Source organism: Dokdonia sp. (assembly GCF_039945015.1).
In the GTDB taxonomy this organism is placed as follows: domain Bacteria; phylum Bacteroidota; class Bacteroidia; order Flavobacteriales; family Flavobacteriaceae; genus Dokdonia.
This window is the reverse complement of record NZ_JBDUXP010000005.1, coordinates 119,134-141,454: the sequence shown is the minus strand read 5'-3', so window position 1 is coordinate 141,454 and position 22,321 is coordinate 119,134. Positions and strand designations below refer to the sequence as shown.

Below are 22,321 nucleotides of genomic sequence, written 5' to 3'. Positions count from 1 at the left end.
TTTACTATTTTAAATTTGTTTATTTTTTTTGAGTTCTTCTAATACTTTTTTACTGATTTTTGTATTAGTTAGATCAGCTCCTTTTAAGTTAGCACCTGTTAAGATAACACCTGTTAAGTCAGCATCTCTTAAATCAGCATCTCTTAAATCAGCACCTCTTAAATCAGCATCTCTTAAAATAGCTTCTGTTAAATCAGCTCCTGTTAAATTAGCACCTCTTAAAGAAGCTCTTGTTAAATCAGCATCTCTTAAATTAGCTTTTGTTAAATCAGCATCTCTTAAAATAGCATCTCTTAAAATAGCTTTTGGTAAATGAGTATTTTTTAAATCACCCTCTCTTAAATTAGCATAAGTTAAATTAACATAAGCTAGTTGTACTCCATTCAAGTTTGTTTTATAGAAATTAACGTTATATAAATCCTTTACATGTAATGTTGAGTCTTTGATATTTAAATGATTATAGAAATTTAACATAAGTTTTTCTCCTCCAACTCTTTGTTCAGATATTCTAGCTGTAAAATTCCCAAAAGAAGTTTCATTTGGCCATTTAATATCTGATACTATATCGGTAATATTAGCTATAATACTATTAAAAACTAATAAAGCCCTCTCAGCGTTTATTGCTTGTTTGTTTTCTACATTGTATGTAGGAAGTCTAGGTGATATTTTTTCTAAAGGCATTCCTTTGTCAAGCATTTGGTTAAATAGAATGACAATTGTGCTCTGTAAAGATGTAAGTATTTCAGGATTGGTTTTATGGAGCAATTGAAACTCATTTCGTATAAATTTGATGAGATCATAGTCTGGTATCATCGGACCAAAGAGTTTAATCCATTCTACTAGGCAATCTTCTTCATTCCATCCTTTGTTTTTGTATGGGTCGTTTTCGTTTTCTTTTAACTGCTCTTGGATAATTAACAGTTTATTGGTTAGTTTTTTAGCAGTCAGATATTCCCCAAAACTTTTATGTGTAAATTCAAAAGTTTGTGATCCTTCTGAAGATTGTCCAGCTTGTCGAAAATAAAAAGCAGCTAATAATGAGAGAACCCCTTTCTCTGCATCAGAAATAAATTGTTTTAGTAAACGAGTTAATCCATTAGTTTCAAAGTGTTGTGTAATATCTTTTACAGTCGTTGTACGACCTTTTCCATGCCAAGCAGACAGAGCTATTTCTTCTAGAATCACGCAAAAATGTTTAATTTCAATCTTTTTAATTGACTGTAGACGTTTCCCGTCCGCATAACTTCGTTCATATACAGCTTTTAATAGATCATCATAAATTTCATTAAGATTTGTATTTTCTGTAAATGTAATTTTGCCCCGTTGATAACTTAAGGCTACTAGAAAATTAAGTAAAGGCTGCGCAGTAATTTCGTCTATTTCTTCATTTTGAAGTTCTTCTGGTAATTTTTTATACCTCAGTCCGGTAACTTGCCCATATTTTTTCCACCAGAGATCACGTTGATCTTTATCTAATAACTTTTTAAGATCTGTTAAATTTGTTTTTTCATTTTTAGGAAGATAATAAGGCAATAGGCGTAAGATTTGTCCATTGTTTCGAAAGTCAGATTCATTTTGTTGTATAATAATATCCCTTCCACTAATGATGGCTTGTATTTTTAACTCTCTGCTATTAAAGTTAGTAATGCTTTTTTCTACCTCTCTTAAAAAGCTTTGCGCAATATCTGCAAGAACTTTTCCTTGCATAGCAAGTTCATCTAATCCATCAAATAGAATAACTAATTTTTCATCATCATCATTAATAGGGTCATGTGTAAAATACTTATCGTATCGCAAAAATGCACGTATGCTTTCATCTAATTTATCTTCTATATCAAACCGATGTAGAGGTATAAATAAAACTCGATTTCCTAGTGAAGATAATTTTGAAGCAAGTACTTTAAGAAAAGAAGATTTTCCATAGCCTGGTCCTCCTCGTATAATGCGTATGCTATCATTTTTACTTCCTTTATTGACCCAGTCAATAAGGTGGGATTCTAAATCGACAACTATTCTTTTTATAGTATTTGATTCTTTTTCTGCCAGATGATCTAGTGCGCTTTTTTCTTTTACATTTTTAGTTGTTTTTTCTTTATAATAGGCACGAAGAGGAATGTATACTTGATTTAAACTAAATGTTTCAGAAAAAATAGGTTTATGAATCTCGTTTTGTAAATATGCCTCGTATACTTTCCATTCTGTTTCTTTCTTTTCTGCTTCATTAAAAGGAGTTTTAATGATAGATTCCAAAGGAGCATAGTAAGCTATGTTAATCCTCCATTCACTTATTAATGCAAATACAAAATAACTGTTTAAGCGTATTAAAATATTAGTAGCTTGAATATCATCGAAATGAAGTAATTCCAGATATTCTTTTAATGTGGGTTTTATATCTTCAATTAATTTAAAACTCTTTGGATTTTTGAAGAAGTCATTTTCTAAATAATATTCTTTGTTTTCTAAATACTTATTAAGTCTTTCATCTAAAGGTTTGGTTTCAATATGACCTTCAGGAAATAGATGACTAGATTCAAATATTAAAGAGAACAATGCTTGAGCAATGGAACGGCTAACTAATTTCCATCCAATTTGTTCGGGCTTATCTTCAAGTTTGATACTTGTTATAGTATCTATGATATCTGCGGGTAGACTAGATTGTGCTCCAGGTGTAACAGAATCTTTTATAATATTAGCAATGCCTTTTAGCAATTGTAATGGTTGTACTTTAGGTTTTGCAAATGTATCTGTACTTAATGATAATCCTTCAGAGCTCATATTTTAGAAAGTGTTTATTGTTTCTAAAATACTGTTTTTGAGCATGTAATGATTCTATTTGTGACTCTTTTCGATATAAAGGTTAATAGTCCCGATATAAGTATCCACAAATACCAAGCAAACAAAAAGGCATAAATAACATCTTGTTTCTGCTTTTTCTATTTTAAGATATTACAACAACAGCTATTCCTTTTTACATCGGATCATATTTTTTCCTTCAAAACTAAGACTGGTTTCGTTTATTCCTCCTTCTTCATTTCTGAAAAATAAGAGCTCAAAATCAAAATCAGGAGAAAAAAACGTATCCTCTTCTGCTTGGTAGAAATTTAAATTTGGGATTCCTGGCATTTTTAAATGCAGTCCATTTTCTATCGTAGTAATTCCTAATTTCCGTCCGTTAGGTTGTATATAGTTTCCATTATATTTTTGTAATTCTTCTTGAGTAATGTCAATAACCTCTTGAATGACACCACTTTTATAGGACTTATGAATGATTTCATTTCCAACATCTGGAAAAACGACTCTTACAATATTATTGCAGATCAATGCACCATTATCCCCATTGGTTAACACCACAATACCTCTTTTTGAATTAGGAAGTAATACAATAATAGCAGCAACACCTATATCATTACCTCCGTGCTGAATTGCATACTCTCCATTTGGTAAATTAGTAACCATTCTCCATCCTAAACCTTGGTTTAGATTAGGAGTTATGGATGTCTGGACCTTGGTCATTTCTGTATAAGGTGATTTCTCCTTATGTATTTGATCAAGCATATATACTCCAAATGTAGACAAGTCACTAGCGGTAGTTATTAAATCATCTCCGGCATTATCTATCGTTGAGTGATCGTCTAGGTTGTGTAATTCCCCTAGGGTATTATACGCTAAGCTAAATGCATTCAAATCCTTTTTTCCATCCCAACTATGACTCGTTTTATACATAGATAGAGGGTTGAAGAGTAAAGAATCAGAAAGCGTTGTTAAGCTTTTTTGAAACTTTTGCTCAATAGAATTCCTGAGATATTCCATGCCTTCTCCAGAATAATTATATACGGAGCCTGGATCAGTAGTGAAAATAAGTTTTTCGGTAGGATGATCCCAACGCCAGTTATTACTAAAACCCGATTGCTGGCTTAGCAATGTATACGGGGTCAATTTTTTATGTCGTTCATCAGAAACCACATCAGGATCTACATAGTATGGGTATAATGGTTCGTTGATATCTAAATCTCCATTTTCTATAAGTTTTAATGCGAGTGCTGTAAACACCACTTTTGTAACAGAAGCAACATTAAATAGCATATCATCAGGCGCTTTTGCGCCTTCTTTTGTATTTCCGTAAACTTTTGTTTTGATGATTTTCCCATCTTCAATAATACCTAACGCTACATTTGGAACCTTTAACTCTTGTTGCCATTGTTCAATTTGAGAATCAATAGTTGTAATCACTTTTAATTCTTTCTTTGGTTTGTTGTCTATAACATCATTCTTACAACTAATGCATATAATGATGAAGCAGCAGGCTACGATTAGTTTATGATTCATGAAGTTTATTTTGATGGTTCTTGGCTATTTTATATAATATGTACTGGTTAAAAATTTAAGGTCGTAAGAAATAATAACCTACTCCTTAGTATACTTCAGAAACCACTTATATAGGTTAGGATCATTATACATTTCGGTCCAGGCATCGTGACTCTCACTTTTTGTAGACGTGAAAATATGATCATATTTTTTATAATTCGTACTTGCGATACTCGATGTGTTATGAAATGAAATTCCAGTAGCTTCCAATTGAGATATGATACGTTGCGAAATAGAATAATTTACTCTGCTATCACCTGTATTATGAGAGTTCCATATCGGCAAACTTGCTAATGTAGTATAATCAGAAATCCCATTTGCTCTACCACAAATAGGCGCTATGGCCGCAAAGGTTTCTGGAATCCGACTCCCTAATCCCCATGTTCCATGACCTCCAAAACTTAGACCTGTAAGATAAATACGGTTAGCATCAACATTAGTATTGGAAGCTACCTCTTTTAGAATCGTTTGTATAGCTTTCTCATTCGAATAAAATTGTCCACCATCTGTATGTGGCATGACAATCACAAACGTATCGGTGATGAGTTTTTTAAGCTCTTTATTGAGATGGCTTGGGTCTTTGAGTGTTTTGGGTAATCCCCAACCATAAATCACATCTACATCGCCACCTACGCCAAGTCCACCTTGTAAGAAGACAATCACAGGAAAAGATGCAGATGTTGCCGTACACGATTTAGGGACGTATAAATTATAACCATCTACGGTACTATTGGAATATTGTTTTTCCACAGTCGTAAAAGTTCCAATATCAGAAGTGGTAATTGTTTCTTGAGCAAAGGCACTAGAAGTAATGATACCTATCCACAGGATAAGATATACTGAGCGTTTGGTTTTCATAAGATCATTATAAGTTAGTGATGTTATAACGATGATTTGTAGCTGTATAGTATTTTTGAGTACGCTTTCGCGAAAGCATATAAAGAAAGCATTATAACAAATACACTACCATAAACCCTAAGTACGTTCCTAATGCATTCCCTAATGTACCTACGAGGATAGCTGGTAAGAGGAGCTCTTTACGTTTAAAGGTTTCGGCGAGAGCAATCGCTGTAGTACCTCCACCAATATTTGCCTGACTTACAATAGAGATCATATCCCAATCTTTGTAAACCAGTCCACCTAAAACAATGGTGAAAATTCCATGTAGTAAGACGGCAAATGCCGTAAAACCAAGTAAGGTGAGCCCTATATCTTTTAACTCTACGACAGCACTGAGCTCACAATAGGCACCAATCACAGCTAGAAAAATATAGACCAGATATAACCCTAACGTCTGACTCCCTTTTAGTTTGGATACAAAAGGAATTTGAGCGAGTATGATTCCCAAAGTAGAAATTGTAATCATAGATGGGATTTGCGGGACATAGGTCGCTAGTAGATCAGAGACAAAATAAGCCGCAAGACCTAAGAAGAATAACCACATTAAACTATGGAAATTAATACCTTCCTGCTCTTGAGTGTCAGTTTTTTCTTCAGGAACACTTATTTTTTTGTCCTTCCAGAATTTACGTAATATAGCTGGAAAAGCAAGCGTCACAATAATCCATAAGGTAGTCACGACATTATCTATAGCGATAGTTCCTGCATATAAAACCCCACGTTCTTGAAAATTATATTCTAAGGCTACGGCATTAAAATTAATACTTCCGCCGGTATAGGTGCCCGTGAGCATTCCTGCGATGATATGTGCATCTTCTCCTAAGACATCTTGAGGTGCGATGAGATACCAAGAAATTAAAATTCCTAAAGTTGTTGCTAGCGAACCAATTAAAAACAGAATAATCATAGGCGCTCCGGCTCTTTTAATAGACGTAAGATTAACCCCTAAGAGTAAATAAAAAATCGAGATAGGTGCGAGGTATTTAAAAATACCATCATATAAAGGAATTGAGTTAGATGCCGATGGGATGAGGTTTAAGTTGGCAATAACGGCCGTAAAAAGAATGGCGAGTAGCGCAACACCTAATTTTTTACCTAGTTTGGTTTTTGCCGCATATACTGCGAGAATTACCATCCCTAGGAGCATAAGTAATACATATATTGGGTGTTCGAGAATAGCCATAATTACGTCTAATATTAAATAATGAGTAAAGCAACATATGTAAGGTATAGCTAAATATACATGATTTTATGGTCCTATAACTACGCGCTTCTAAGTATTAAATTCTTGTGAAAATATGGGAAGAAGACATTTTGGTACTACATATGCTATGAGATAATTGTATTTTTAAGCCTATGAAAAGAATTGCACTATTCTGTTTTTTTGTTATCGCTTTCGCGAAAGCGTATACCCAAGAGATATCTCCTCAAACCAACCGTGTAGATATCCAAAGTATCCGTGCGATTATAACACCTCAGTTTGATACAAAATCGATAGATGGTCAAATATGGGTGAGTTTTGAACCTTCTGAGAACGTTACAGAAGTACGTCTAGATGCTAAAAATATGTCTGTAGTTGATAGTTCAGGTATTGCTACGGTTATTGCAGAGAAAGATCATATTGTCTTTAAAGGAGATTTTAACGCAACTAAAAAATATACCGTACAATTTACTTATAAAGCAACACCAAAGCAGACCTTGTATTTTGTAAATGCCAATAATAAAGATCAAATTTGGACACAAGGACAAGGCAAGTATACGTCGCACTGGTTGCCGAGTATTGATGATATGAATGATAAGATTGAATTTGATCTTTCTGTGATTGCTCCATCACAATATGAAGTTATTGCCAATGGTAAGATGATAGAAAAGGAGCCATTAGGGCAATCTACTGTTTGGAGTTATAATATGGAGCAACCTATGTCTAGTTACTTAGTTGCATTATCTATAGGGGAGTATAAGAAAACAACCTTTAAAGCTACTTCTGGTGTTCCATTAGCATTTTATTATTACCCTAAGGATTCTTTAAAAGCCGAACCAACCTATCGGTATTCTAAACAGATTTTTGACTTCTATGAGAAAGAAATAGGAGTGCCATATCCTTGGCAAAACTACAAACAAGTACCCGTAAAAGATTTCTTATATGCGGGAATGGAAAACACAGGAACGACTATTTTTTCTGATAGTTTTGTAGTAGATAGCATAGGATTTACAGATCGCAATTATGTAAATGTAAATGCACATGAACTTGCACACCAATGGTTTGGAGATCTAGTGACTGAGACCATGAGTGATCATCACTGGTTGCATGAAGGGTTTGCAACCTATTATGCATTACTGGCAGAACGGGAGATTTTTGGAGATGATTATTTTTATTATAAATTATATGAATCTGCAGAACAGCTTAGGGAATTAAGTGATAAAGGAAAAGGGCAGAAACTGGTAGCTGCTGGCGGGAGTAGCCTAACATATTACCAGAAAGGAGCGTGGGCATTACATGCATTGCGTGAGAAAGTAGGGGAGTCCGCTTTCGCGAAAGCAGTAAAAACCTATTTAGAAAAATATCAATATAAGAATGTAACTACTGATGATTTTATGGCTGAGGTAGAAACAGCCTATGGACAAGACCTAGTTAATTATCAAAAAAAGTGGTTGTACCAAAGTGCATTTCAAGCCTCAGAAGCGTTAGAACTACTTAAGAAATCTTCTTTTATGCGTTCGTATTTTGAGTTGCAAGCCTTGCGACCTATTGCTTTTAAAGATAAGTATAAAGAAATAGGAGATATATTAAAACTGCCTAATGATTATTTGGGACAAGAAGCAGTATACCAACTTGCAGGAAGTAAATTACAATTGAGTATTGGGTTTTACAAACAAGCATTTGCAAGTAAAAACGTGTTGGTACGACAAGCCATTGCAACTTCGGTAGAACAAATTCCTGAGCCTTTAGTATATCAATTTGAGAGTTTTTTAAATGATCCGAGTTACGTCACTAGAGAGCAAGCATTTTTAAAACTATGGCTGTATTATAGAGCCAAGAATGATTTGAAAAAACAAAAAACATTACTAGATAAAATGGATACTCAATTTGGCTTTGCAGATGGTAATATGCGTGCACTATGGTTAACTCTTAGTCTTGCAACGCAAGAGTATAAAGGAAATCAAGCAGGAGCGCGTTATGACGAGTTAGTGTCGTATACTGGGCCAGAATACCCTTTTCAGTTACGAGAAAATGCCTTTCAATACTTATTACAAATTCAATCTTTTGATCGTATCAGTCTTAAAAATTTAGTAGAAGGATGTACTCACCATACCTGGCGTTTTAGAGAAAACTCACGTAATTTATTAAACGAACTTCTTAAAGAAGAACGGATCAAGGAGATTATGCAAAGTGTAAAACCATTATTGAATGAGAAAGAGTTAGCATACCTAGCACGTATCAAAGCGTAGTCAATAAAAATAACTGAAGAGGCGTAGTGATCTATATTCTATACTCTTTTTCTTTTTTTAAATAAGTTCGCCTACTTCTCTTTTGATATAGGTGATACCAGCTTCACTAGGAGCTTGGTTATCCATTAAGTCTTGAAGAATAGTTTCTCGTAAACGATCACTATTTTCTATTTTACCACTCATATTTGTCTTACGGATGATAGAGATTGTAGCATTTTTTGCGGTACGTACAACATTCCAGCATTCTTCTGTTACATAAATTTGTTGCGCTAGATTGTGTTCAAACTCTTGTTCTATACTACGTAGTAAAAGAGATTCGTATTCGTTTTTATCATCACTGTATGGCTTAACACGAATGAGGAGACTTCCAGGCGAGATACGTTCTAAGAAAAGTGTTAAACGCTCGTAGGCTTGTAATTTTTGAGGTAAAGCAGATGTTTGGTTTGCCTTATGTAAAAGGAAACGTCTTCTTCCTTCTTCACTCTTGGTATATTGGCTAAAAAAAGAATACGATATTCCAGCAACAATAAGTGCTGGGAGTAAATTAAAAGCCAAGTTGACTAAATTTATTTCCATGAATATAAAATTTGGGATGACTAATGTAAACGTTTTATTCCTTTTTTACAACGCTTTGACAGCAAGATTATTTTGCTTTTTTAAAAGTTTTTCAAATAGAAGGGTAACAAAATAGAACACTGGTTGATATAGGGATGTAACAACAAAATTTTTAATTATGAAAACGCTTAGAATTTTAACAACGATAATGATAGCTTTCACTTTAGTATTTACTTCTTGTGAGCGCGATGATGATTTTACACAAGATAATCCAGATATTCCTGATGATACTGTAATTGTAGACGATTCTGATGATACAGGAAACTTGGATCAGTTTTTTGGAGCAGCTGCGACAAGAAGCTTTTTCGGTCAAGTAGTCGATGAGAATAATAATGGTATTTCAGGAGCTCTTGTACATGTAGGAACACAAATGGTAGCTACAGATACTAACGGAATTTTTTCTGTACAAAATGTTTCAGTGAATGAGCAGTTTGCTTACTTGCGAGTTACTGCATTTGGTTATGTGACAAGTGGTAGGGCTTTACGTCCTACAGATGGAGTAAACCGTGTAAAGGTTATGCTTTTGAGTGCAGACGTAACTGCTACCGTAACTAGTGGAGTTCCAGAAACTGTACAATTAGGAAATGGAACCAGTGTCGCTTTACCAGGTGATTATATAGATGAAAATGGGAATCCGTATACAGGGTCAGTAGATGTAATTCTTGATTTTTTAGATCCAGCATCAGAAGACTTAGATGCTGTAATGCCAGGGATGTTATATGCAGAAGATGTAGCGGGTGATGAGGTGTATCTTGAAACATTCGGAATGATTTCTGTAGAGCTACGTGACGCAAGCGGAAACGAACTTAATATAGACCCTAATAGCCCAGCTGAATTACGTTTTCCTTTAGATCCAGCACTACAAGGTGTCGCGCCAGCGACAATTCCATTATGGAGTTTTGATGATGAATTAGGATATTGGATAGAAGATGGAGAGGCAACTTTGCAAGGAAATGAATATGTAGGTATGGTATCTCACTTCTCTTTCTGGAATTGTGATGCACCGTTTCCTGTAGTAGATTTTTGTACAACCGTACTAGATGATAATGGAAATCCTTTAGCAAATACTACTGTAACTATAACGAGTCCAAATACGCCTTACCCAAGATCTGGTGTAACAGATCAAAACGGACAAGTATGTGGGAAGGTTCCTTCTGGACTGACTATGACTATAGAGGTAGTAGATTTATGTGGCAACCCTATTTTTTCAGATGTTATTGGACCATTTGCAGGTGCGACTACATACGGACCTATTTCTGTAAACCCAGGTTCGTCAACATCACAACAAGTAATAGGTAACTTTAATGATTGTTCTAATAGTCCAATTACAGATGGGTATGTAGTTTTAGATTATGGTGGAAATATATTTTATGAGCCAGTTACAGCAGGGTTTTTTGATATTAACTTAATTAGCTGTCCAGCTAGTAATGTATTTACACTTGAGGCAATAGATATTACAAACCAACAATCTAGTGGAGTTATTAACTACGCATTTACACCTCCTACAACTTCCTTAGGAACCATTACTTCTTGTAATGCTGTGTCTGAGTATATAGAATGGGAGATAGAAGGAGTACAACATTTCTTAACATCACCGATAAACACTTTTGATAACGGAAATAACTTTAGTGTTAATGCTAGTAATGGGAATGACTTTTTCTATATGAGTAGTTCAGATACTACTGTAGGGACATATACTTGGGGTAATGGTATCCAAGCACCTCCAGGTTCTTTTGAAATGGAAATGTATGAAGTGTTGTCTCAAGCAGATATAGATTATAATGCTCCAATTAACATTACATTTCAACTAAATGCTTTTGGTGCAGTAGGGGATTATATAGACATTACTTTTACAGGTACTTATTCAGATAACTCAGCAGTGGTACAACCAGTAAGTGGTTCATTACATGTCATTAGAGATTAATACGTATTATTAAAATAGAAAAAACCCACTCGTGCTGAGTGGGTTTTTTTGCTTTCGCGAAAGCGTACACAGAAACTATCTATTGCGCTTATGCGTTTTCCATTTCCATTTTGTTTTTACCTCCTAAATGCTGGCAATCATATAATTCTTGCATACCGTTAAATGGAACTGGGCTTTTCTCGTAACAATAGGTTTTATCTAGCTCCGTAGAGATTTTATTATCATTTAAGTTGATTTCTATATCACTCATTTTAAACTGGCACGGATGTTCATATCCAGCAGCGTGTGTAATCTCAATAAATTCTTTTCTAAAGGTTTTAAAATATTGTGCTAGGCGATCTGATTTTAGAGGAATATTGATTCCGTTTTGCAACCATTTACTTTGAGTGGCAACACCTGCAGGACAACGATTGGTATGGCATATTTGTGCTTGTATACATCCGATACTCATCATAGCTTCGCGAGCGACATTAATACAATCTACCCCCATAGAAAATGCCATAGCGGCTTTGGCTGGGAATCCTAGTTTGCCACTTCCTATAAAGACAATATGTTCTGAGAGTCCTTTTTCTTGAAACATACGATATAAATCACTAAACCCATAAACCCACGGTAAAGACACGTGATCTGCAAAGCTCGGAGGGGCCGCTCCTGTACCACCTTCACCACCATCTACAGTAATAAAATCAGGGCCTTTTCCAGTTTTTACCATAATATCAGCAAGTTCTTCCCATTGTTCTAATTTTCCAATAGCAGCTTTAATGCCTACTGGTAATCCTGTGGCCGCAGCAATTTCTTCTATAAAATCGACCATTTCGGGTACGTTTGAAAAGGCTTTATGATTAGGAGGGGAGAGTACATCTTTTCCAACTTCAACGCCACGTATTTCTGCTATTTCAGGAGTAATTTTTGCACCAGGCAATACTCCTCCTTTTCCTGGTTTTGCACCTTGTGATAGTTTTACTTCTATAGCACGTATGAAAGGGTTTTTTTCAACGAGTTTGATCATTTTCTCCATAGAAAAACCTCCATCTTCGGCTCTAACTCCAAAATAACCTGTACCAAAATGGAAGACCACATCACCTCCGTGGCTATGATATGGAGAGAGTCCTCCTTCTCCAGTATTGTGATAAGCTCCAGCAATCTTTACTCCTTTATTTAAAGATTCAATTGCTTTTGCGCTAAGGGAACCAAAACTCATCGCACTTACATTAATAATAGATGCTGGACGATATGGTTTTTTACGGTTGTGATATGTACCAATAACCTTTGCACATGGTAAAAAAGATTTATCTTTTGTATTGGGATGATTTTCTTTAACTTGATAAGGCATCATCGCATTATTAATAAATATATGCTGATGTGCATAGATATCTCTATCGGTTCCGAAGCCTTCGTAGTTGTTTTCTTTTTTCGCGGAAGCGTAAATCCAACCACGCTCAATACGATTAAAAGGAAGTTCTTCTCGATTATTTGCAACAAAATACTGACGCATTTCTGGACCAATACTTTCTAACATATAGCGTATATGCCCTACAATAGGGAAGTTATGACTTATCGTATGCTTACGCTGAAAAATATCTCGTAATGCTATCACAGCAATCACAATAAGTATCCAACCCCACCAAGCTATATTTCCTAGAAAATTTAAAATCGTATCCATATAAAGATTAATTTTTTCTTAAAAATACAATGGTCTGAGGAAATGGTCAAATTATAGTTGAGAAAGATGGATTCTTACGAAGATGGTCGTCCTTTTATGTACTTATATCTATACAAGAATGTTATTCTCTAATTCCTCTCATTCTTTTCCTTTCTTCTATTGCCTTTTGAATGATTGTTTCGTTATATGGATCTTTCAGTACTACTTTTTGAATATGAGTAGGCACGGAAAGTTTAAGAAATTATGCACAGAAAAAGTTACACAATTTTTTAAACAACCACCCTTTCACCACACCTAGTTACCTAGATAATCTGTACTACTTTTTGAATATGAGTAGGCACGGAAAGTTTAAGAGATTATGCACAGAAAAAGTTGCACAACTTCTTAAACAACCACCCTTTCACCACATCTAGTTACCTAGATAATCAGTACTACTTTTTGAATATGAGTAGGCACGGAAAGTTTAAGAGATTATGCACAGAAAAGTTACACAATTTCTTAAACAACCACCCTTTCACCACAGCTAGTTACCTAGATAATCTGTACTACTTTTTGAATATGAGTAGGTACGGAAAGTTTAAGAAATTATGCACAGAAAAAGTTACACAATTTCTTAAACAACCACCCTTTCACCACATCTAGTTACCTAGATAATCAGTAGTCATTTGAACGAATGTCTTAACACCTAATAATAGGCCGTTTTCGTCTATATGGAAATCTGGCGTATGATGAGGTGCTGCTGTTTTATCACCAGGTGTTTTACCTCCTAAAAAGAAATAAACACCAGGCACTTCTTTTTGAAAGAATGAGAAATCCTCGGCACCTGTAATGGCTTTGATGAGTTTTACATTGTCCTTCCCCGCTGCTTTTTCCATAGAAGGAAGCATTTGTGCTGTAAGATCAAGATGATTATAGGTAATAGGATACCCTTTTGCAATGGTAATCGTAGCCTCGGCACGATATGCAGCAGCAATGGCAGGAACCATTTCTTGCATACGCTTATTGATTTGTGCTTGCATTCCATAATCTAGTGTACGAAGCGTTCCTATAATTTGTGCACTTTCAGGAATGATATTACTGCGTACACCAGCATTGATTTTTCCTATAGAAAGTACTGCTGCTTCTTGTGTAAGTGGTGCTTCTCGCGAAATAATAGTTTGTAACCCATCTATAATTTTTACAGAAGCCATAATAGGATCAACACTTGTCCAAGGCGTAGACCCGTGGCTTTGTTTTCCTTTTACGTTTATTTCAAAACTTTGCGAAGCCGCCATAATACCGCCTGCTTTATAAGAAATAGTACCTATATCTTGACCAGCTCCGATATGCAATCCAAAAATAGCATCGACATCTGGATTTTTAAGAACCCCTTCCTTTACCATAAGTTCTGCACCACCTTCTTCACCTGGAGGCGCTCCCTCTTCTGCTGGTTGAAAGATAAATTTTACGGTTCCTGCAAAGTCATTGTTCTTAGCTAGGACTTCTGCCACTCCCATAAGGATAGCAATATGAGTATCGTGACCACAAGCATGCATCACAGGTACTTCATTACCTCTGTACGTTCCTTTTGCAGTAGATTTAAATGGTAAATCTACACGCTCTTCTACAGGCAATGCATCTATATCTGCACGTAATGCTACTACTTTTCCATCACGTTTTCCTTTAAGAATTCCTACAACGCCCGTTTTTGCAACTTCAGTTTGTACCTCGATGCCTAATGATCTTAAATGTGCAGCAATTTTTTCGGCAGTGCGGAATTCTCTATTTCCTAATTCAGGATTTTGATGAAAATCTCTACGCCATTCGATTACTTTAGATTCGACAGCATTAATTTCTTTCTCTAGTGATTGCGCTTTCGCGAAAGCGGATACCAGAACGATCCCGCTTAAAAGGAGTGCTTTAGTGTATTTCATATAAAAGGTTTGAATTGAATAACAAATTTGATTTGTCTGAAAAATACGAATTAATTAGAGGAGTTGATGGAGAGCTACTTAATTAATTGAGATTTACTGCGCTTTCTGGTAGGCTTCCTGCAACCAAGATATAAGTTCATCATCTACCTCACTACTATTTGATAATTTCACGCGGTGTGTACACATCGTACCAAAAGGCCCTGAGTTTTCAAGACGCTCAGTGATAGGCGTATCTTTTAATTTTAAACCAAGATCTATACGCGTTTTAGTAGCAGGTTTAATGAGCGCAAATTGCTTTTTCCTAATGATGCTTACGCTTGTTTTTTTAGGTGTGATAACGACATCTTCTCCAAAACCTTTTACGACAGTAAGTAATTGTTCATAGATAGGAAGTAAACTTTCTTTCCCCTTGTATTGCGCTTCTACAAGATCTGTAGGGGTATTATTTTCTTCTTTTGATAGGGTCACTATCGTATTTGCAAAACCATGTGTTACTTGATGCTCTTTCTTTAGAAAGTTCACAGCTTCCGAATGTTTACTAAACGACATTGTTTTGAGTACTACTTTCCATTGATCTAATGACTTTCCTGTTTTCTCAGGCATATTATTGATCATTGTTTGTAATGCTTTGTCCATAAGAAATTATTTTGAAGAGCTATAAATGTATTAAAAAAGAGAAGATTTGGAAAGAGGAAGCTATGTTAGTTTACTTCCCATTCAGATAATCAATAGACATTTGGCTAAGCGCTTTGACGCCTAATTGGAAGCCGGATTCGTCTATGAAGAAGTCGGGAGTATGATGTGGGAATGCTTCTGCATTACCAGGAGTCATTCCTCCTAAGAAGAAATAAAAACCTGGGACTTTCTCTTGAAAGAAAGAAAAATCTTCACCACCTGTGACCGCTTTCTGTAACTGGATATTTTCGGTACCACCTACTTTTTGAAGTGTAGGAAGCATTTGTGCAGTAAGATCAAGATCATTATAAGTAACTACGGTCATATTTTGCCAATCGATAGTTGCTTCTCCACCATACGCTTTGGCAATATCACGTGCCATTTCGTCCATACGACGTATAATTTTAGTACGCATATCAGGATCAAGAGTACGTACCGTACCAATCATCTCTGCACTTTCAGGAATGATGTTAAAACGTAACCCAGAAGAGATTTTTCCAATCGTAATCACGGCAGCTTCATCGGTTAATTTACTCTCTCTTGAGATAATACTTTGAAAGCCATCTATAATCTTAGCCGAAATATAAATAGGATCAACCCCAGACCACGGCTGACTCCCGTGTGTTTGCTTTCCTTTTACGTTTACTACAAAACGTTCTGTTGCTGCCATGGTTCCTCCCGGCTTATAGCGTATGGTATTGACAGGCGTACCACTATTGATATGCAATCCGAAGATAGCATCTACTTTTGGGTTTTCAAGAACCCCTTCTTTTACCATTAGTTTTGCGCCCCCTTCTTCACCAGGAGGTGGTCCCTCTTCTGATGGTTGAAAAATGAACTTTACAGTTCCGTTGATTTTGTCTTTGTTTTTTGCAAGTACTTCGGCAACACCCATAAGGATAGCTGTGTGTGTATCGTGACCACATGCATGCATCACACCCGTTTCTGCACCTAAGAAAGTGGTCTTTACTTCAGACTTGAATGCAAGATCATTACGCTCTGTCACTGGAAGTGCATCGATATCTGCACGAAGGGCAATCACTTTTCCAGGATTATCTCCTTTAAGGATACCCACAACACCCGTTTTGGCTACGCCAGTTTGTACCTCGATGCCAAGTGATTTTAAGTGTTTAGCAATTTTATCGGCGGTTTTGAATTCGCGATTTCCAAGTTCTGGATTCGCATGAAAATCACGACGCCACTCAATGACTTTATCTTTTACAGCTTCGACGTCTTTATCAAAGCTCGTTTGAGCAAATGTGGTTCCTACAAGAAGTAGGAGTAATGGTAATAGGAGTTTCTTCATAGTAATTGATTTTATTCCAACTAAGGTAGGAATCTTATTTAATAGTGGTATTTATTTTATGTAATAATACAAGGCTAAACTGTTGTAATTCATCCGTAGTATAATGATACTGCTTGATCCATTGTTCATTAAAATCTTCTTCACTATACCCTCTGCAAGTTTCCATAATATCTACCCTGCTTTCATATAGAATTTCTTTATTATGTATTGCAAATTCATAATTAGTGACTCCTTTCGGTTCGTCAGGATCACTTATATGTACCATATATTTATTACGTTTTAGTTTATAATATTTTATATCGATACGATTCCCCTCTTTTAAAGTGGTTATTGCCTGTATAAATTTTCTTGATTTTTTTACTTCAGATATAGACGAGTATGAGTGTGACCATATTGTCTTCTCCTTAAATCTCATTTTCTTTTTAAGAATTGCATAAGACGTTTCTCGTATAGAATCTACTGTACCATCTGTATATTGACCATATGAATCAATACTAAAGAGAATCAGTGCTATATATACTATAAAAAACTTCAAAAAATTCATGTTAAAAAGCAATCATACGATACCCTTCTCCTTGTGACTGTATGAGAATCGTCATAGCAGAAAGTGCCGTTTGTGTGAGTGGTAAACGTCGTTCTTCGGTAATGTTACGAGCACCTGCTGTTTGCCCACATAAGATAATATCGACACCCGCTTTGTCTATCGCTTCGAGTAATTCTATATTAGGGTTATCAACACCAAATTTTTCTTTATAGGCTTCATTGGTCAGTAATCCGTAGGATGCTTGTCCGTGCATGGCCATACGTACGCTGAGGTTTTTTACAGGAACACCTGCGTTTTCGTGCATGTTTAGAAAACGTGCAATGGTTTCTATATATGGATTGCGTTTACTTTTATCTTCAGGTGCTTTTGAAACATCAAAAACAGCCTTAAAGACCATATCAGTATTGGTTTTAAAATCTGGATTTGTGATTTCATAGGTTTTTCCAAACTCAGGAATGACGTTTCCTGATTGAGAGGTGGGTTGTTGGGCGTACGCTTTCGCGAAAGCGAATACACACACAATATATATTAGTTTCTTCATAGGATATTTCTTCTCCGTGAAGATACTTTATAATTTGTTTGCTTCAAAAAAGAAAAGAAAAGAGAGATGTAAAAAAGAATATGGAGTATAGCGCATAGACTTCAATTTTATACACTTGTAATCAAAATTAAAAAAATAGAGTATTGCTCTAATTTAGAGTAGTACTCTATTTTGAAAATCGAAACCTCGATACATTTCTATATTCTATATTCTTTTTGAAAGTTGTTGAAAAATCTCTATAAAAACGAGTGATATAGGTTTTGAAATCAAACTTCATATCGTACTTTGGCATATAGCTATGGATTCTAAACTAGAAGTATATATTGAGGGCTTAAATGAGGCCCAACGTGCACCCACCTTGCATAAAGATGGAGCACTTATTGTGATTGCAGGAGCAGGATCAGGGAAGACACGTGTGCTTACGATGCGTATTGCTTATTTGATGAGCCAAGGGGTAGATGCATTTAATATTCTGTCTCTTACGTTTACCAATAAAGCAGCTCGTGAGATGAAAAAACGTATCGCTGGAATTGTAGGAAGTAGTGAGGCTAAAAATCTATGGATGGGAACTTTTCATTCGATTTTTGCAAAAATCCTTCGTTTTGAAGCAGATAAACTCGGATTCCCTTCTAACTTCACGATTTATGATACCCAAGATTCTCAACGATTAATCAGTGGGATTATCAAGGAAATGCAATTAGACAAGGACATTTATAAGTACAAGCAGGTACAAAATAGAATATCTTCTTTTAAAAATAGCCTTATCACGGTAAGAGCTTATTTTAATGATCCAGATCTTGTTGAGGCAGATGCCATGGCAAAACGTCCTCGTATGGGAGAGATCTATAAAGAGTATGTAGATCGTTGTTTTAAGGCAGGTGCTATGGATTTTGATGATCTGTTGTTACGTACCAATGAACTCCTAAACCGTTTTCCAGAAGTACTTGCAAAATATCAAAATCGTTTCCAGTACATTCTAGTGGATGAGTACCAAGATACCAACCATAGTCAATACTTAATCGTAAAAGCACTTTCTGATCGTTTTCAGAATATTTGTGTGGTAGGGGATGACTCTCAGAGTATTTATGCCTTTAGAGGGGCAAATATTAATAACATTCTAAATTTCCAGAAGGATTATGAGAATGTAGCGATGTATCGCCTAGAGCAAAATTATCGTTCTACAAAGAATATTGTAGAAGCGGCAAACTCTGTAATAGAGAAAAATAAAACACGTCTTGATAAGACGGTTTGGACGTCTAATGATGATGGAGGAAAGATTGTTGTACATAGATCACCTACTGACGGGGAAGAAGGGCGTTATGTGGCTTCCAATATTTTTGAAAACCGAATGAACCATCAGTTATTGAATGGGGATTTTGCTATTTTATATCGTACCAATGCACAATCTCGTGCGATGGAGGATGCGTTACGTAAACGTGATATCCCGTATCGTATTTATGGAGGTCTTTCTTTCTATCAACGTAAAGAGATTAAAGATGTATTAGGCTATTTACGATTGATTATCAATCCTAAGGATGAAGAGGCGCTTAAACGTGTAGTGAATTATCCCGCTCGTGGTATAGGCGGTACAACGATAGATAAATTGATTGTTGCTGCAAAGCATTACGGGCGTTCTATTTTTGAGGTGATGGAGAAAATAGACCAACTCGGCGGTTCTATGAATATCAATCGCGGGACGCAAACCAAGTTGTCTAATTTTGTGATAATGATCAAGAGTTTTCAAGTCCTTAATGAGGATGGGAATGCTTTTGAATTGGCAGAGACTGTTGCAAAGAAAACAGGACTTTTACAGGAACTTAAGAAGGATGGAACTCCAGAAGGAATTGCTCGTATTGAGAATATAGAAGAGCTTCTTAATGGAATGCGCGATTTTGTAGAGGAGCAAAAACAACTAGCAGATACTACAGGGTCACTTGCCGAGTTTCTAGAGGATGTAGCTTTGGCTACCGATATGGATAATGATAAGGGAGACGAGGATCGTGTGGCATTAATGACGATTCACTTAGCAAAAGGACTTGAGTTTCCATTTGTGTACATCGTAGGGATGGAAGAAGATCTTTTTCCGAGTGCAATGAGTATGAATACACGTAGTGAACTAGAAGAGGAACGACGTCTTTTTTATGTGGCATTGACCCGAGCAGAGAAACAAGCATATCTTACCTATACAGAGTCTAGGTATCGATGGGGAAAACTAGTAGATGCAGAACCTAGCCGATTTATAGAGGAGATAGATGATAAGTTCTTGGACTATCAGACTCCAATGCAAACGTATCGATATAAACCATTAATGGATACCGATATTTTTGGTGATGTAGATAAAAGCAAGCTTCGTTTAAAGAAACCAGTAAGTAGTGCTCCACCTAGTGTAGGAACGCCTACTCAAGACCAATTACGAAAATTACGAAAAATAAAACCTGCAAGTCCTGATGCACCTGTGTCTAACGTTGTAGGTGAGTTAGTTGCTGGAACGATTGTAGAGCATATTCGTTTTGGAAAAGGAATTGTAGCTCGAATCGAAGGGAAAGGGCAAGATCAAAAAGCCGAAATTAACTTCCAGAATGGAGGGATCAAAAAGCTTTTGCTACGTTTTGCAAAGCTTAAAATTATTGGATAACTATAGGAAGATAGGTATTGATATACTCACTTGACTTTTGTGATAAATCAATAGTACTGGCTTCACTCCAATCATTGCCATGTCCTCCTTGATAAACGGTAAATAAGTGTGGGATATTAGATGTGTTTAAACTACTATCTAGTTGCATACCGTTTGTAAGTGGTACCAAAGGATCTTGATTTCCATAAAAGAGTAGGGTAGGACTGCTGCTTTCTGTAATCTGTAATGCAGGGCTATTTGCTACGGCATAATCTGCATTTGCAGGAAACTGATCTTCATCTACAAATAAACTTAGTGCAATATTAAAGATAGGGTCGTCTGCATAAAATGGATCTGTAAAATTACTAGGGCCTACAATATTTATCACAAATTTTACTTGGTCAGAAGTATCATATACATAATCATACATCATGGCAAGATGCGCTCCAGCACTTACGCCTATCATTCCAAACTCTGGAGTAATTTGTAATTCTTCGTGTTGTTCTACAAGTTGATTTATAACGGCTTGTATATCTAGATATTGATTAGGAAAAGCTGGTGTATCAGGAAAATCGGCTAGGACATAATTTATATTTACAATGGCATGATCTGGATGAAAAGCTTGTAAAAATGCCACCGAAGCTGCCATATCACTCTTGTCTCCAGAGGTCCAGCCACCTCCATGAATGAGCATCACTACCTTTGTGGTAACACTTGTTCTTCCTGCTGGTAAATAGAGATCATATACTTGTTGGGCATTGGTGCCGTAGGATACATTGTTTAGTACAAGTGCTTCTGAGGCAGGCTCTTCGACTATTGTAGTGTCGTCTGTTGTGATCTCCTCATCAGATGATGTACAGCTAGAAAATGTAATAGAAAATCCAAGAATAAGTATAAATAGCTGTAGATATCTCATGGGTTGTTTTTTTAGTATAACGCTCGTTATGATGTATTGCGTATATCATGACATTACGATTTTTTTAACGCATCAATTATTATGCCTTTTGTGAAGCTACTGCATATAATTTTTTCAAATCAAGCTTTTTTCTCTTAATAGTCTAATTTTACTCTTGAATTTGTAAAGATGTTGTATACGCTTTCGCGAAAGCGTACTGCTTTTTGTAATTTTGTTACTAATAGATTATAACGACCTTAACACTATATGGCAACGCTTATTAAATTATATAATGATAATCCAAATCCTAAGGATGTGCAACGTATCGTATCTATCATACGAAACGGTGGTTTGATTATCTATCCTAGTGATACAGTATATGCTTTAGGATGTGATATCACAAATAATAGGGCTTTAGAGCGAGTTGCCAAGATTAAAGGGGTAAAACTAGCTAAAGCAAATTTTTCTTTTGTGTGTAAAGATTTAAGTAATCTATCTGATTATGTAAAACAAATTGATACTGCTACATTTAAGTTACTTAAAAGAGCATTACCTGGCCCATATACATTCATACTACCGGGAAATAATAACTTACCTACGGTCTTTAAAAAGAAAAAAGAGGTAGGCATTAGAGTGCCGGATAATTCTATAACCAATGCAATTATCTCCGAATTAGGAAACCCTATTGTATCTACATCTATATATGATGAAGATGAGGTGATAGAGTATATGACAGATCCAGAACTCATATATGAAAAATGGAACGATTTAGTCGATGTTATAGTCGATGGAGGGTATGGAGACAATGTGCCATCTACAGTTATAGATCTTACAAATGGAGAGCCTGTTTTGATTAGAGAAGGGAAAGGAAGCTTGGAGATATAAAGAGAAGGAAAACGTAATCGTATTTATTTTA

General features: G+C 35.7%; 16 protein-coding genes. 4 read left to right on the top strand and 12 right to left on the bottom strand.

Annotation, left to right across the window (positions count from 1 at the left end):
• Positions 1 to 9: 9 nt before the first annotated feature.
• The 4 genes from ABJD27_RS06550 to ABJD27_RS06535 form a co-directional block, all read right to left on the bottom strand.
• A complete protein-coding gene (locus ABJD27_RS06550; protein WP_348167469.1) occupies positions 10 to 2,709 on the bottom strand; it encodes a pentapeptide repeat-containing protein in 2,700 nt (899 codons plus the stop codon).
• A gap of 249 nt (positions 2,710 to 2,958) precedes the next feature.
• On the bottom strand, positions 2,959 to 4,326 hold the full coding sequence (locus tag ABJD27_RS06545; protein WP_348167466.1) for a serine hydrolase: 1,368 nt from the start codon (positions 4,324 to 4,326) through the stop codon (positions 2,959 to 2,961).
• Positions 4,327 to 4,404: 78 nt separating this feature from the next.
• Complete coding sequence (locus tag ABJD27_RS06540; RefSeq protein WP_348167463.1) at positions 4,405 to 5,223, bottom strand: hypothetical protein; 819 nt, start codon at positions 5,221 to 5,223, stop codon at positions 4,405 to 4,407.
• Positions 5,224 to 5,314: 91 nt separating this feature from the next.
• Positions 5,315 to 6,448: a DUF819 family protein gene (locus ABJD27_RS06535; protein ID WP_348167460.1), complete on the bottom strand. Its 1,134-nt coding sequence runs from the start codon at positions 6,446 to 6,448 to the stop codon at positions 5,315 to 5,317.
• A 173-nt stretch (positions 6,449 to 6,621) separates the two neighbouring features.
• Between ABJD27_RS06535 and ABJD27_RS06530 the strand changes: the two genes are divergently transcribed.
• Complete coding sequence (locus ABJD27_RS06530) at positions 6,622 to 8,715, top strand: M1 family metallopeptidase (RefSeq protein WP_348202015.1); 2,094 nt, start codon at positions 6,622 to 6,624, stop codon at positions 8,713 to 8,715.
• A 57-nt stretch (positions 8,716 to 8,772) separates the two neighbouring features.
• Here the strand turns inward: ABJD27_RS06530 and ABJD27_RS06525 are convergent, their stop codons facing one another.
• Positions 8,773 to 9,291, bottom strand: coding sequence for a hypothetical protein (locus tag ABJD27_RS06525; protein WP_348168943.1), 519 nt, complete (start codon positions 9,289 to 9,291; stop codon positions 8,773 to 8,775).
• 157 nt (positions 9,292 to 9,448) lie between these two features.
• On the opposite strand from ABJD27_RS06525, the gene ABJD27_RS06520 reads away from it, so the two are divergent.
• Positions 9,449 to 11,254, top strand: coding sequence for a hypothetical protein (locus ABJD27_RS06520; protein ID WP_348168945.1), 1,806 nt, complete (start codon positions 9,449 to 9,451; stop codon positions 11,252 to 11,254).
• A gap of 88 nt (positions 11,255 to 11,342) precedes the next feature.
• On the opposite strand, the gene ABJD27_RS06515 is transcribed toward ABJD27_RS06520, so the two are convergent.
• From ABJD27_RS06515 to ABJD27_RS06490, 6 genes are all read right to left on the bottom strand, one after another.
• Positions 11,343 to 12,917: an FMN-binding glutamate synthase family protein gene (locus ABJD27_RS06515; protein ID WP_348168948.1), complete on the bottom strand. Its 1,575-nt coding sequence runs from the start codon at positions 12,915 to 12,917 to the stop codon at positions 11,343 to 11,345.
• 638 nt (positions 12,918 to 13,555) lie between these two features.
• Complete coding sequence (locus ABJD27_RS06510) at positions 13,556 to 14,830, bottom strand: amidohydrolase (RefSeq protein WP_348168415.1); 1,275 nt, start codon at positions 14,828 to 14,830, stop codon at positions 13,556 to 13,558.
• A gap of 93 nt (positions 14,831 to 14,923) precedes the next feature.
• Positions 14,924 to 15,466 (bottom strand): DUF4287 domain-containing protein, encoded by a 543-nt coding sequence (locus tag ABJD27_RS06505; RefSeq protein ID WP_348168412.1) that lies wholly within the window; start codon positions 15,464 to 15,466, stop codon positions 14,924 to 14,926.
• Between the two features lie 70 nt (positions 15,467 to 15,536).
• Positions 15,537 to 16,811 carry an amidohydrolase gene (locus ABJD27_RS06500; protein ID WP_348168409.1) on the bottom strand — a complete coding sequence of 425 codons (1,275 nt, stop codon included), beginning with the start codon at positions 16,809 to 16,811 and terminating at the stop codon, positions 15,537 to 15,539.
• Between the two features lie 34 nt (positions 16,812 to 16,845).
• Positions 16,846 to 17,346 carry a hypothetical protein gene (locus tag ABJD27_RS06495; protein ID WP_348168406.1) on the bottom strand — a complete coding sequence of 167 codons (501 nt, stop codon included), beginning with the start codon at positions 17,344 to 17,346 and terminating at the stop codon, positions 16,846 to 16,848.
• A gap of 10 nt (positions 17,347 to 17,356) precedes the next feature.
• Positions 17,357 to 17,896, bottom strand: a complete 540-nt coding sequence (locus ABJD27_RS06490; RefSeq protein WP_348168403.1) for a DsrE family protein — start codon at positions 17,894 to 17,896, stop codon at positions 17,357 to 17,359.
• A 298-nt stretch (positions 17,897 to 18,194) separates the two neighbouring features.
• Here ABJD27_RS06490 and ABJD27_RS06485 point away from each other — a divergent pair, with 298 nt between their 5' ends.
• Positions 18,195 to 20,531, top strand: coding sequence for a UvrD-helicase domain-containing protein (locus ABJD27_RS06485; RefSeq protein WP_348168400.1), 2,337 nt, complete (start codon positions 18,195 to 18,197; stop codon positions 20,529 to 20,531).
• On the opposite strand, the gene ABJD27_RS06480 is transcribed toward ABJD27_RS06485, so the two are convergent.
• The gene (locus ABJD27_RS06480) at positions 20,521 to 21,426 is read right to left on the bottom strand and encodes an alpha/beta hydrolase (protein WP_348168397.1); all 906 of its coding nucleotides are present in this window, start codon (positions 21,424 to 21,426) and stop codon (positions 20,521 to 20,523) included. The genes ABJD27_RS06485 and ABJD27_RS06480 overlap by 11 nt on opposite strands.
• A gap of 246 nt (positions 21,427 to 21,672) precedes the next feature.
• Here ABJD27_RS06480 and ABJD27_RS06475 point away from each other — a divergent pair, with 246 nt between their 5' ends.
• The gene (locus ABJD27_RS06475; RefSeq protein WP_348168394.1) at positions 21,673 to 22,290 is read left to right on the top strand and encodes an L-threonylcarbamoyladenylate synthase; all 618 of its coding nucleotides are present in this window, start codon (positions 21,673 to 21,675) and stop codon (positions 22,288 to 22,290) included.
• Positions 22,291 to 22,321 lie beyond the last annotated feature (31 nt).